Source organism: Terrabacter sp. R4-6 (assembly GCF_057529065.1).
Genome location: NZ_CP197224.1, coordinates 4187993 through 4201402, shown reverse-complemented (window position 1 = coordinate 4201402; position 13410 = coordinate 4187993). Strand labels below are relative to the sequence as shown.

Here is a 13410-nt window from a genome sequence, read left to right as displayed (position 1 = left end):
ACCGGGTCTCCGCCACGGTCCGTTCAGATGTCGGCGGCGTCGGCCGAGGCGCGAGCGGCCTTGCGGCGCTTGTTGATCGCGATCCGGGCAGCCATGGCCTTCTCGAAGGCGAGGTGCCAGAACCTGCTGATGACGAGCTCGCGCTCCCCCACCATCTCGACGACGTCGGCCCCGGCCCCGAGCTTGAAGAGCAGCAGACCGGTGAGCGGGCTCGTCGCACCGAGGGAGGTGTTGAAGCCGCGGAAGTCGTAGGCCTCACAGCCCGCCGCGGCTGCGTCACGCATCGCCTGCCACTGCAGGGCGTTGGAGGCTCGGGCATCGCGGTTGCGCTCGGTCGAGCCGCCGTAGAGGTAGGAGAACGTGCGGCCGAAACGGATCATCAGCGCCGAGGCGAGCACGTCACCGTCGACGTGGGCCTCGTAGAAGCGCGCCGACACAGGTCCGTCGGAGTCGCCTGAGCCGTCGGACGCGAACGAGCGCGCCATGACGTCGAAGTACGCCTTGGGGCGGGGCAGGAAGTTGTCGCGCTCGGCCGACTCGACATAGAGCGCGTGGAAGGTGTCGAGACCCTCGGGCCCGACGGCACGCACCTGGACGCCGGCCTTCTCGGCCTTCTTGACGTTGCGACGCCACTGCTGGTTCATGCCCTTGAGCAGCTCGGCGTCGGAGCGGCCCCGGAGGTCGACGATGCAGAGCAGACGGGGCTGGCCCACGGCGACGCCGTCGGCGCCCAGCGGGAGCCAGTGGTTGCGGTCGAGCCAGGCCTCGAGGGTGCGTGCGGCCGGGTTGTCGACGGCCGTGGGCAGGCTCGTGAAGCTGAGCAGACCGTTGTCGACGACCTGCTTCTTGACCGGCTCGCGGTCCCAGATGCGGGAGACCACGGGGTAGCCGAGTCGGAGCGCGAACGCCTTGTTGGCCTTGGCCCAGGCGACGAGCGGGTCGAGCCACGCGGCCGGGTCGGTCGCCACGACGTCCCACGGCAGTCCGGGCCCCTCGGGCAGGTAGGCGTAGGAGCGGGAGAGGCGCGGGATGGTGCGCGAGAGCGCGAGGCCCGCGCCGACCCGGGCACCGGAGGCGTCGAACCAGCCGAGGTGCGTGCGCCGCCAGCCCGCCTTCGCCCGGCCCCAGGCGGGCGTCTGGAGGAAGCTGCCGCCGAGCTCGAGGAGTGTCTCGACAGCCTCGTCTGCGCTGATCTCGCGCACGGTGAGCGGGCCGGCGACGGGTGTCGCGTGCGGGGTCGGCGCAGGGGCAGGGGTCTGCTCGGTCATGGCGGCAACCCTATCGGCGGCGCGTCACTCCGCCGACCGCGCCACCTCGGCGTCGGACGCGGCACTCGCGCGGGCCGTGCGGCGGATCCACCACAGGCCGACGAGCGGCAGCACGAGGGGCACGTAGCCGTAGCCCGCCCCGAAGTGGGACCAGACGGTCTTCTCGGGGAAGGCGGCCGGCTGCCTGACGCTCCATGCGCCCACCGCGAGCACCCCGACGAGCTCGACGGTCAGGGCCACCGTCGCAAGTCGCACGGAGGCGCGGTCACCGCGGGCCAGGCCGATGGTCGCGACGAGGTAGATGAGCGCGGCGAGCGCGGACAGCAGGAACGGGACCGGCGCCCGGTCGAAGTACTCCGTGATCTGCAGGATCGACCGGCCGGTGGCGGCGAGGGCGAGCAGGCCGTAGACGGCGACGAGCACGCGACCGAAGCCGTGCCCGGTGTGGGGTCGCTCAGCGGTCTCCGGGCCCGGGGTCTCCGGGGCAGGGGTCTGCGGGGTGGGGGTCGGCTCAGACATTGAGGGTCCAGACCTGCTGCAGGCGGGCGACGAGGATCGCCACGACGAGGGCCCCTCCGAGCACGACGGCCATGGCCCACTGCGTCTTCTCCTTGACGGCGATCACGATCGTCGCGGGGATGACGAGCAGGACGGTGAAGAGGTAGGCGATGAAGGTGGCCCGCTCGGCGCCGTCGCCGATCGCGGACGCCTTGGTGAGTCCCACGACGAGCTGCACGAGGAGGGCCACCTCGATGGCGGCGCCGACGATGATGAGCGGGTCGTCGACGAGACGGCCCCGGAGCAGGTGGTGGGCGGCCAGCAGGCCGAGCAGTCCGCTCGCGACGAGGAGCACGACGGTCAGGGGTTGGAGCACGCGAGAAGCCTACGGCGTCGGTCACACGCTGCCGGAGCCGGCGTCGAGGGTTGGACCGGGCCTCGGGCCGGCCCCGCGCGGGCGGTAGTTTCTTCCCGGAGCATCCCCACCCACCCCAGCGTCACCGAGGAGCCGTCGTGTCGATCCGCCCCATCGCCGTCGATCGCGCGGCGGGGGTGCTGCTCGGCGAGGCCTGCGGAGACGCTCTCGGTGTGCCCTACGAGATGGCCGCTCCCCCGGTCGGCGAGGCCGTCATGAAAGGTGGTGGCCTCGGGCCGTACGAGCCCGGCGAGTGGAGCGACGACACCCAGATGACGCTCTGCGTGGCGCGCATCGCCGCCCAGGGCATCGACCTCACCTCCGCCGAGGGACTCGACGGCGTGGCCGACGCGTTCACGGCGTGGCTCGACGGTGGCGCAACGGACGTCGGGATCCAGACGCGCTCGGTGCTGACCGAGGCCAAGGAGCTCTCCGGCGCCTCGCACGAGCGCCTGACCCGGGCGAGCGAGGCGCTGCACGCCCGCACGGGGCTGACCGCCGGCAACGGCGCGCTGATGCGGACGCCCATCGTCGGCCTGTCGGCTCTCGACGACCGTGACGCGACGGCGCGCGCCGCACGCGCCATCGCCCTGCTCACCCACGCCGACCCGCTCGCCGGCGACTCGGCGGTGCTGTGGTCCGAGGCGATCCGGGTCGCCGTCACCGAGGGACGTCTCGACCTCGCGGCCGGTCTCGACCTCGTGAGCGCCGCGAACACCGGGCGGTGGGGTGACTGGATCGAGGCCGCGACCGGCGCCGAGCCGGGACAGTTCGGCAACAACGGGTTCACGGTGACCGCGCTGCAGGACGCGTGGGCCGCGATCACGACCACCGACCGCGGCGACGGGTCGGCGATGCACCTGCAGCGGGGACTGCAGGCGGCCGTCCGAGCCGGCAACGACACCGACACCGTCGCGGCCATCGCCGGCTCGCTGCTCGGCGCCCGCTACGGCGCGTCCGCCGTGCCCACCCAGTGGCGTCGCATGGTGCACGGGTGGCCGGGTCTGCGCGCCCACGACCTCGTCGAGCTCGCCGTGTCGACCTCGGAAGGTGGGCGTCGAGTCGGTGAATGGCCGTCGGTCGTCTCGATGGGCGACGCGCAGATCCCGACGCTGGGCATCCCGCACCCGATCGACCCCGACATCGTGCTGGGCACCATCAGCGATCTCGCACGCGTGCGCGAGCTCGACGTGCAGGCGATCGTCTCGCTGTGTGCGCTCGGCCTGGAGGACATCCCCGCCGCCGGCATGACCGCCCGCGACCACATCGAGTTCTGGATCAACGACGAGGAGCAGGAGGAGAGCAACCCCCACCTCGACTTCGTCCTCGACGACGCCTCGTCAGCGCTGCGACAGTTCCGCGCCGAGGGCAAGCGGGTGCTCGTGCACTGCCGCCAGGGTGTCCAGCGCACCCCGGCCGTCGCGCTGCGGTATGCCGTCGACCTCGGCGTCGCACCCGAGCTCGCCGAGCGGTCCATCCGGGAGGCCCTGCCGGGCATCCGCGGTGAGGGACGCCTCTGGGACGTCGCCGCGCACGGCGCCTGACGCACGTCGGGTCTCGCCGCGACGACGGGCACGGGACTAGGTTGCGGCCATGAGCGAGATCGACCACCGCCGCCTCGGCGTGGACCTCTACAACGCGACGTGGGATCTGCTCGAGCAGACCGACCGGTCACGGGAGGACGACGACGAGATGCTCGCCCGCGCGCACGCGTCGATGTACCACTGGGGCAGGTTCGAGGGGGTGCAGCCGGAGAACCTGGGCCGTGGTCACTGGCTCGTCTCCCGTGTGCACGCAGTGCTCGGGCAACCCGACGCCGCGGCGTACCACGCGGGCCGGTACGTCACGATCGCGCGGAGCGGGGCCGGCGAGCCCTGGGACCTCGCGGCTGCGCTGGAGGCGTCCGCGCGGGCAGCCGCGGTCAGCGGGGACTTCGACGCGGCCGAGCGCTTCGAGGCGGAGGCCCGTGACGTGCTGGCCACGATGGACGACCCGGAGGACCGCGAGGTCGTCGAGAAGGACCTGGCCACGCTCCCACGCCGCGCCTGACGGCTCGGATCTGACGGCCCGGACCGCAGCGGGCCGGCGATGACGACGGCGTCGCGGGTCAGACCGTCTTGGCCTCGTCGACGAAGCGGCACAGCGCGTTGACGGCCCGCAGCTCCTCCGGCGTGTGGACCTCGGCGTCGGTGAGCAGCGGACTGCCGACGATGACGGCCATCGCCCGGGCCCGGGAGATCGCGACGTTGAGCCGGTGCAGGTCGTAGAGGAACGAGACGCCGCGGGGGGCGAGCGCAGCCGTGGTGCTCGCCATCGAGTAGATGACGACGGCACCCTGCTGGCCCTGGAACTTGTCGACGGTGCCGACGCGGGCGCCGTCGGGCAGCTCGGCCGCGAGCGTCGCGACGTGCGCGTTGTAGGGCGCGACGACGAGGATGTCGGCGAGACCGATCGGGCGTGAGTCGCCTTCTGCGGTGGTCCAGCTGCCGCGGAGCAGGTCGTCGACGAGGGCGCGCACGACTCCGGCCTCCTGGCGGCTCGACTGCTCGCACAGGGCCTCGTGCTCGACGGGGACCCAGCGCAGACCGTCGCCCGACAGGGCACCCGGCGCCTCGATGCGGAGCCGCTCGCGCCCCGGCGCCGACTCGAGCCGGCCCTCGTAGGCGAGCTGCGACACGAACGCCGTCAGGCTCGGGTGCATCCGGTGCGTGCGGTCCAGGAAGACGCCACGGTCGTCCGGGATGACGTCGTGGACGAGCCCGTCGTCGTCGGTGCGGAGGTGGTCGAGGGCCGAGACGCCGGACCCGTAGGGGTGGACGGCCTTGGTGGGCTGCGTCAGCTGCTGCGGGTCACCGAGCAGGACGAGCGAGCGGGCCGCCGGGGCCACGGCCACGGCGTTGGCGAGCGAGAACTGACCTGCCTCGTCGATGACGAGCACGTCGACGGCGTCGACCATGTCCTCACGCGACCACAGCCAGGCCGTGCCCCCCACGAGCGCCGCGTCCCCGCTCGCGAGAGCGGCCGCGATGGCGGCGTTGTCGGAGGTGTGACGGATCAGGGCGTCGGGGTCGTCGGGCTCGTCGCCCTCCTCGACGTTGGTGCCGTCCTTGTGCCAGGCGGGCCGCGCCACCTCGTCGAGGAGGTTGAGCACGACGGCATGCGACTGTGCGGTGACGCCCACGCGCAGACCGGCATCGAGCAGCTCGCGGATCAGGGCCGACCCTGCATACGTCTTGCCGGTGCCCGGGGGGCCCTGCACCGCCAGCACCTCACCCGCCAGGCCGCGACCGACGCGGACGACGACGTCCTTCGGCGACTCGCCGCCCCGGGCGGCGAGGACCTCCGGGGCCGGGACGACCCGGTCGACGAGCCGCGTCGCGAGGTTGGTGCCGCCGGCCAGGGCGAGCTCGCCGGTGCGGGCGATGCTGGCCCGCAGCGCCTGGTCCATGACCGGGCCGGGGCCACCGAGCCCGCGCGGGCGTGGCGGCTCGAGCGACTTCTTCATCGACAGCTCGACCCAGCCCTCGACCGGGTCGAGGTCGACGACCTTGCCGACGGGCGCGTGGGTGTCGACGTCGGGGACGTACTTGCCGACCGACACCTTGCAGTCCTGCGGCGGGAAGGGGTAGCGCCAGACCTTGGAGAGCTTGACGATCCGCATCTCGCGGGGCTCGCCGAGGTCACCGATGGCGGTGCCGTCCTCGACGAGCTCGGCCGTCTCGAGCTCCTTGTAGCGGAAGAAGTCCCACCACTCGGGTCGCTTCTCGCGCCGGTGCCACCCGACGAGCCCGGCGAGGAGCGGGTGTTCGTCGGCGACGAGCCGCTCGGAGAGCGCGATCTCGGCGCGCTCCTCGTCACCGATCTCGCGCAGCTGCTCCGGCACCGGCCGGCTCAGGGTGTGCCCCGTGCGCGCGAGCTCGGTGCGCCGCTCCTCGAGCCACTCGTGCAGCGCGAGCGTCGAGCGGACGTCCTCCTCGTTGTAGCGCCGGATGTCGTCGAGGATCGCCTGGTCTGCCGACCCGTCGTCGCGACCGGCGAGCCAGCGTTCGTACTCGACGACGGACGACAGGCCGTCGGCGACTCCGGCCCCGTCGGCGGATCGCGTGTGACCCCAGTAGAACTCCTCGAGCTTCTTGATGGAGTAGGAGCCCTTGCTGATGCGCACGCCCTGGCGCACGACGGCGTAGAGGTCGACGAAGACCTCGTGGCGCAGCAGCTGGTCGAGCTCGGCCTCGCGGGTCGCGTGCTGCCCGACGAGCCGCTTGAGGGCCGTGGTCTCGTAGGGGGCGTAGTGGTAGACGTGGAGGTCGGGGAATCGCTGCCACCGCTCGGTCAGCCAGTCGACGAGGTCGGTGGTCAGGCGCCCCTCCTCGGCGAAGTCGTGGGCCCAGAACTCGACGAACTCCCCCTGCCGCGTCCAGATGCCGGCGAGGTACTCGCGTCCCGCGCCGCCCTCGGCCCACGGGTCGCCCTCGAAGTCGAGGTAGACGTCGCCCTCGTCGGGCTCGGGCAGCATCTGCAGCCCTCGGGCGGGCTCCGGGTCGAGCAGCTCGTACTGGGCCTGTCCGGTCTCACGCTCGGCGAGCTGGAGCCGGGCCTGCTGGAGCAGGCGCCGTCGGCTCGCGGTCGACAGGGCCGGGGCCAGCCGCTCCTCGCTGGACTCGGCGAGCGAGCGCAGGGTCGGGATGCCGAGGTCGATGAGAGCGGCGCGGTGGTCGGCGCGCATGCCCGCGACCTGGATGAGGTCGTCGCGGTCGAGCCACTCCTGGGCGCACCGCTCCTTCCACCGGCACTGGCCGCAGTGCTGGACGCGCGCTGACTCGGTCTCGCGGGGGTTGGCGATGGCGTCGAGCAGCTCGGCACGTCGACGGCGGGCGTAGGGCGCCACGTCGACGAGCCGCCACGGGTGCGACTCGGTGTCGCCGGTGACGACGGTCAGCCACTGCGGCGGCACGCCCTGGAGCACCTCGAGCCGGGCGGCATACGTCGCCATCTGGAGCAGCGCCGGCACCTTGAGCCGGCGGGCGAGCTTGGTGTCGGCGATGTCGTAGCGCCACGGGCCGAGGTCGCTCGGCTCGTCGACGCGCAGGAGGAAGTCGGCCAGGCCCACCCAGTGCCCGTCGAAGAAGGTCGCCTGGTAGATGACGTCGACCCCCCGGCGCATGGCGTCGAGCGTCGCCGCCTCCGCCTCCACACCGCGCACGCCGAGGGCCGCGATGTCCTCGACCACGCGGCCCTCGGCGACGAGACGCTCGAGGTAGGCGCGCTCGTGGTCGAGGCCCTTGGCGAAGACGAGGTTGAGGGAGTCGTCGGCCCCGCTGGCCCGGGCAGGCGTCCCGCTCCCGGCGTCGAGGGCCTCGAGGTCGAGCGTCGTTATGTGCGCGCAGGCCACGTGCTTCGTCAGGTCCGTGGGGCTCAGGACGAGGTGACCGTCGATGCGCTGCATGGCGCCGAGTATGCCGTCCGGCACCGACACCCTCGACACCCCGCGAATCAGTTTCTCCCGAACGCGCACGAACGACCCGAACGGGGATAGGTTGCATCCGGCGTGGCAGGCAAGTTCGGGGGCGAGCGTCCCTGCGCACGCGATGCGCTGACGCGTCGCGTGCGAATGGAGCCACGCAAGGAGGATCCGTTGTCCGACAACACTCGGGGACCATGGCGCTCGCGCCGTGGCGTGATGAGCTCGGTGAGCGCAGGTGCCATCGCGGCCCTGGCCGCCACCACCCTCGGGGCCACGCCGGTGTCGGCGAGCCCTGACCCGTCCGTCAAGCACCGCAGCGACCGCTCGGTTCCCGACGGCCTCACGAGCGCCGGCTCCCTCGCGCTCGGCACGCAGCGCGTGGCGTCCGGCGACAAGGTCGACGCCGGCCTGCGCAAGGCCACGGGGCCTGTCGACGTCATGATCGAGCTCGACGCCGCGCCCGCGACGACGGCGTTCGGCCAGGCTCGCGGACGCGGTCTCGCCGCCGCCAAGAGCGCGGCGCGCACCCAGACCTCGACGGTCAAGGCCGCCCAAAAGGGGGTCGAGTCCCGCTTCGCCGCCACGGCGACGAAGGCACGGACGCTCTACAAGGTGCACGCGGCATACGCCGGCATCGCAGTGCGCACGGACGCCGCGAAGCTCAGCGCCCTCGCGGCGATCCCCGGCGTCAAGGCGATCCACCGCCTGACGCCCAAGGCGCCGACCAACTCCTCGTCCGTCCCGCTCATCGGCGCACCCAAGGTGTGGCAGGCGATGTCGCAGACGGGCAAGGGCGTCCGCGTCGGCATCATCGACACCGGCATCGACTACACCCACGCCGACTTCGGCGGCCCGGGCACGGTCGACGCGTTCGAGGCTGCGGGAGCCTCCAACACCTTCACGCCGACCGCCAAGGTCGTCGGCGGCTACGACTTCGCGGGAGACGACTACAACGCCGACCCGGCCTCGGACACCTACGACCCGAACCCGCAGCCTGACCCCAACCCGCTCGACTGCAACGGCCACGGCTCGCACGTCGCCGGCACGACCGCCGGTCTCGGCGTCGCGTCCGACGGCACGACGTGGTCCGGCGGCTACAGCTCGGACATCGACCCGGCCAGCCTCGACATCGGCCCCGGCGTCGCCCCCGAGGCGAGCCTCTACGCCCTCAAGGTCTTCGGCTGCGACGGCTCCACCAACGTCGTCGGCGAGGCCCTCGACTGGGCAGCCGACCCCAACGGTGACGGCGACCTGTCCGACCGCCTCGACGTCGTCAACATGTCGCTCGGCAGCTCCTACGGCTCGCCCGAGGACCCCGACGCCGTCGCCGCCAACAACCTGGCCGCGCTCGGGACCGTCGTCGTCGCCTCGATGGGCAACTCCGGCGACGTCTACGAGGTCGGCGGCTCCCCGGGCGACGCGCCGCGCGTGCTCGCGGTCGCCGCGTCCGACGACGGCAACGACGTCGTCGACGGCCTCAAGGTCGACTCCCCCGCCGGCATCGAGCCGGCCGACACCGTCGACGGCACGCAGGACAACGTCTTCGCCGCCCTCAAGTCGGTCGCCTACGACTGGGCCGGCCAGCCCGGCGTGACGAACGTCCCGGTCGTCACCGTCGGCGACTGGTCCCAGGACCCCAGCGCCGGCAACAACACCGACGGCTGCTCGCCCTACTCCGTCGCCGACCAGGCGAAGGTCACCGGCAAGGTCGTCATGCAGATGTGGCTCGACGGCACCGGGCGCCGATGCGGCTCGAAGGACCGCGCTGGTCTCGCCAGGGATGCCGGCGCCGTGGGCGTCATCTACGGCAGCGACGTCAACGCCTTCTCGGCCGGAGTCACCGGTGACACGGTCATCCCCGCGATGCTCGCCGTCAACCAGGCGACAGTGGCCATCAAGGCCCAGCTCGACGCCTCCACCGAGGTCCGCGTCACGCTGACGAACGACCTCCGCAACGGTGTCACCATCCGCAACCCCAAGGCCATCGACCAGCTCGCCGGCTTCTCGTCGCGTGGCGTCGGGGTGGCCGGTGGCGTCAAGCCCGACGTCGCTGCCCCTGGTGTCACGACGTTCTCCGCGGCCGTCGGCACGGGCAACGAGGGCATCGCCGAGAGCGGCACCTCGATGGCCTCGCCGCACGTGGCCGGTGAGGCGGCGCTCGTGCGCGGCTCTCACCCGACGTGGACGGTCGAGGAGGTCAAGGCCTCGATCATGAACACCGCGACCCAGGACGTCTTCGTCGGTCCCGACCACACGGGCGACGTCTACGGTCCCGAGCGCGTGGGCGCCGGCCGCGTCGTGGCCGACGCCGCCGTCGGCACGAGCACGCTCGCATACGTCGCGGACGACAAGGGCGCCGTCAGCGTCTCGTTCGGTCCCGTCGCGGTGACGGCTCCGACGCAGACCCTGACGAAGACCGTGCGCATCGTCAACAAGCGCCCCGTCACGTCGGCGGCCTACGTCCTGTCCTACGACGCGGCTCACCCGACGCCGGGTGTGACGTACTCGTTCAGCCCGTCGCAGGTCCGCGTCCCGGCCAACGGCTCCGTCGACGTCACGGTCACGGCGACGTTCACGCGCTCGGCGCTGCGGGCCGTCGCCGACCCGACGACCCAGGCCGACCCGCTCGAGATCGGCATCCAGCGCAGCTACCGCGCCGACGCGAGTGGCCGCATGGTCCTCGAGCCTGCCCAGGGCACGTCGGGCGGCGCGCTGCGCGTGCCGGTCTGGTCCGCGCCACGCGCGGCGTCGACGATGTCGTCGCCCGCGAGCACGACGGTGACGAGGCAGTCCGGCCTCCCGGCCGGCATCGCCACCTCGACGCTCCCGCTCACGGGCACCGGCATCGACCAGGGCAGCGACAGCACGTCGTACGTCTCGACGGTCTCGACGTTCGAGCTGCAGGGCACGAGCCCGCGCCGCGCGGACTGCTCGGCCACTCGCGTCGTCGACTGCAACGCGACCGCCGACGACCGTGGGGCCGACCTGCGTTACCTCGGAGCGGCCACCGACGCGCCGCTCATGCCCAGCCTCGACCAGGCGATGCTGACCTTCGGGATCAGCACCCACGGCCCGTGGCGCACGCCGGCCACGTCCACGGAGTTCGACGTCTTCCTCGACACGAACGCCGACGGCACGGCCGACGCCGCCGTCTACAACACGCGGCTCTCGACGACCGACGACTACGACTACTTCGTGGCCGAGCTCGTCGACCTGCGACCGGGTGACGGCTTCGGCGACGTGCTCGACCAGGCGCTCGTCAACGGCGTGGACGGGTCGTTCGACACGAACGTCTTCAACAGCGACTCGCTCGTCATGCCGGTCTCGGTCAAGGTGCTCCAGGACGCGGGCCTCGTGACGGGCTCCGCACCGAAGGTCCGCTACTGGGTCAGCTCCTACGCCCAGGGCGCGTCCGTCGACGCCGTCGGCTCCGCCGCGAAGCCGATGACGATCAGCCTCGCGTCCCCCGGCCTGTCGGCCTACGGGGACTACGGCACCCTCCTCAACACCGACCTCCCCGGCGAGAAGCTCGAGGTCCGGCGCGACGAGGCCACGGCCGCGGTCGACAAGCCGCAGGGTCTGCTCCTGCTGCACCACCTCAACACCAACGGCTCCCGGGCCAAGGTCGTCACGGTGCGCACGACGTCGGCCACGAAGCTCACGGCGAGCCCGTCGAGCTACACCTACGGCGGGCACACGACGCTCACGGCGACGGTGTCCCCGTCCACCGCGACCGGCACCGTGACGTTCATCCTGAGCGGCAAGGTCGTGCGCACGGTGGCCGTCACCGGCGGCAAGGCGGTCCTGCCCCTCAGCAGCAGCCTCGGCCGCGGCGCCCACGCGTTCACCGCCCGCTACAACGGTGACGCGAACCTCGCCGGCAGCACCTCGGCCCCCGCCGTGGTGACCGTCAAGGGGCTGGCGAGCCGCACGAGCGTCTCGTCGAGCAGCACCGGCTACCGCTACGGCGGGCGACCGGTGCTGACGGCGACCCTGTCGCCGAGCGCGGCCACGGGCACCGTCACCTTCCGTGACGGCTCGCGCGTGCTGGGCACCTCGACGGTGAGCAAGGGCAAGGCCACCCTGTGGGCCCCCGTCCTCTCGCGCGGGACGCACTCGGTCAAGGCGACGTACAACGGCTCCGGCGCCTACGTCCCCTCGACCTCCACGGCGGTGACGCTCCGCGTGAGCTGAGCGGTCTCCCGCACCATCCCGACGACGTATGCCGTCCGGCCCCCTCGGCCGGACGGCATACGTCTGCCCGTGGTCGGCGAAGGCCGGGCGGCACGGCGGCGCAAGGGACTACGGTCGGTCCATGCCGCTCGCGACGTACAAGGACCTGTGCATCGATGCCGTCGACCCGCACGCCCTGTCGGCGTTCTGGGGACCCTTGCTCGGCTGGGAGTCCCACCCGCACGAGGACGGGGACTCGTGCCTGCGCGTCGGCGAGGAGGTCAGGGTCTGGGTCAACCGCGTACCCGAGCCCAAGACGGTCAAGAACCGGCTGCACCTCGACGTCCGGGCCGCCTCGCTCCAGCCGGCGCTGGACGCCGGCGCCGTGGTCCACGACGAGCAGGCCCGCTGGACCGTGTTGCTCGACCCCGACGGTCAGGAGTTCTGCGTCTTCGTCCGGGACGAGTCCGTCGTCGACCCGGTCTACGAGCTCGTCTGGGACGTCACGGGCGAGGAGGGCGACGCCCTCCGGGTGGCGCAGTGGTGGGCCGAGACCCTCGGCGGCACGGCCGTGCGCGACGAGGGTTGGAGCCACGTCGAGGGCATCAGCGGGCTGCCGTTCGAGTCGATCGTCTTCCAGCCGGTGCCCGAGGACAAGACGGCGAAGAACCGCATCCACGTCGACGTCACGACCGACGACGTCGGGACCCTCGTGGCCGCGGGTGCGACGTCGGTGCGCGAGAAGGGCGACGGGGGCATCGGCTGGACCGTCATGGTCGACCCGGCCGGCAACGAGTTCTGCGCCTTCACGCCGGACTGACGCCACGCAACAGAAGGCGGCCCTCCGAGGAGGACCGCCTTGCTGCTCGGGCCCGAGGGCCCGTGCTGGTGACCGTGTCAGGGAACGCGGCCACCGACCCATTCACCGAAGGAAGCCGTTACCGACGTGGCGGCCCCACCACTTGCCAAGGCCCCAGGTGTCCCCGGCGAGCGTCGTGGCGAGAACCGCAACGCCCAGTGCCTCGATCCAGTGGCTGTCGATGAGCGGGTTCGTGTAGGCGCCGGTGGTGCCGAGGGGGAACTCGGCGAGGTACATCAGCGCGAGGAGGAGGCCGGCGGTCCAGGCGGCGATCTTGAGGCCGGCGCCGGCAAGGAGGGCGATGCCGATGCCCAGGAGGCCGGCCATGAACAGCCAGTCGGCCCACGGGCCGGCGATGTTCTTGAAGAAGGAGGCGAACGGGCCCTCGGCGTTCTTCATGAAGCCTTGGGCGGGCGTGCCGCCGTTGATCCAGGCCCTCGCCGTGGGGGTCATGTAGCCGAGACCGAACATCTTGTCGATGAAGGGCCAGAGGAAGGTGAAGCCGAGCACGATGCGCAGACCAGCGAGGAACTTGCGAGCAACGGCCGAACGGACCACCTCCTCCTGGAAGGTGACGACGCCCTGGGTGGGGTCGTGCGCGCTGACTGGCGTGGCGCCTTGGGCGTGCGTTCCGCGTGGGATGGTGCTCATTGAACTCAACTCCAGAACTCGGTGTGTGTTCCGGCAGCTTCTCTGTCGGTACTACAGAGCGTAGTAGCAGCTTCCTGACAGG

At 72.2% G+C, this 13410-nt stretch carries 9 protein-coding genes; 4 read left to right on the top strand and 5 right to left on the bottom strand.

Annotated elements, in window-relative coordinates:
• Nucleotides 1-23 precede the first annotated feature (23 nt).
• From ACSSS0_RS19450 to ACSSS0_RS19440, 3 genes are read right to left on the bottom strand one after another with little or no spacing between them, the layout of a single operon-like run.
• Complete coding sequence (locus ACSSS0_RS19450) at nucleotides 24-1268, bottom strand: lipid II:glycine glycyltransferase FemX (protein WP_487229282.1); 1245 nt, start codon at nucleotides 1266-1268, stop codon at nucleotides 24-26.
• A gap of 24 nt (nucleotides 1269-1292) precedes the next feature.
• A complete protein-coding gene (locus ACSSS0_RS19445; RefSeq protein WP_487229281.1) occupies nucleotides 1293-1787 on the bottom strand; it encodes a hypothetical protein in 495 nt (164 codons plus the stop codon).
• Nucleotides 1780-2142 carry a hypothetical protein gene (locus ACSSS0_RS19440; protein WP_435986364.1) on the bottom strand — a complete coding sequence of 121 codons (363 nt, stop codon included), beginning with the start codon at nucleotides 2140-2142 and terminating at the stop codon, nucleotides 1780-1782. Before ACSSS0_RS19440 ends, ACSSS0_RS19445 begins: the two co-directional genes overlap by 8 nt.
• A gap of 137 nt (nucleotides 2143-2279) precedes the next feature.
• Between ACSSS0_RS19440 and ACSSS0_RS19435 the strand changes: the two genes are divergently transcribed.
• Together ACSSS0_RS19435 and ACSSS0_RS19430 are read left to right on the top strand one after the other, a co-directional pair.
• Nucleotides 2280-3725: an ADP-ribosylglycohydrolase family protein gene (locus ACSSS0_RS19435; RefSeq protein WP_487229280.1), complete on the top strand. Its 1446-nt coding sequence runs from the start codon at nucleotides 2280-2282 to the stop codon at nucleotides 3723-3725.
• Nucleotides 3726-3774: 49 nt separating this feature from the next.
• A complete protein-coding gene (locus ACSSS0_RS19430) occupies nucleotides 3775-4230 on the top strand; it encodes a hypothetical protein (RefSeq protein ID WP_435986366.1) in 456 nt (151 codons plus the stop codon).
• A gap of 58 nt (nucleotides 4231-4288) precedes the next feature.
• On the opposite strand, the gene ACSSS0_RS19425 is transcribed toward ACSSS0_RS19430, so the two are convergent.
• The gene (locus tag ACSSS0_RS19425) at nucleotides 4289-7627 is read right to left on the bottom strand and encodes a TM0106 family RecB-like putative nuclease (protein WP_487229279.1); all 3339 of its coding nucleotides are present in this window, start codon (nucleotides 7625-7627) and stop codon (nucleotides 4289-4291) included.
• A 243-nt stretch (nucleotides 7628-7870) separates the two neighbouring features.
• On the opposite strand from ACSSS0_RS19425, the gene ACSSS0_RS19420 reads away from it, so the two are divergent.
• Both ACSSS0_RS19420 and ACSSS0_RS19415 read left to right on the top strand, forming a co-directional pair.
• The gene (locus ACSSS0_RS19420; RefSeq protein WP_487229278.1) at nucleotides 7871-11839 is read left to right on the top strand and encodes a S8 family serine peptidase; all 3969 of its coding nucleotides are present in this window, start codon (nucleotides 7871-7873) and stop codon (nucleotides 11837-11839) included.
• Between the two features lie 121 nt (nucleotides 11840-11960).
• Nucleotides 11961-12638 (top strand): VOC family protein, encoded by a 678-nt coding sequence (locus ACSSS0_RS19415; RefSeq protein ID WP_487229277.1) that lies wholly within the window; start codon nucleotides 11961-11963, stop codon nucleotides 12636-12638.
• A gap of 102 nt (nucleotides 12639-12740) precedes the next feature.
• Here ACSSS0_RS19415 and ACSSS0_RS19410 read toward each other — a convergent pair whose 3' ends face one another.
• Nucleotides 12741-13328: a DoxX family protein gene (locus ACSSS0_RS19410; RefSeq protein WP_487229276.1), complete on the bottom strand. Its 588-nt coding sequence runs from the start codon at nucleotides 13326-13328 to the stop codon at nucleotides 12741-12743.
• Nucleotides 13329-13410 lie beyond the last annotated feature (82 nt).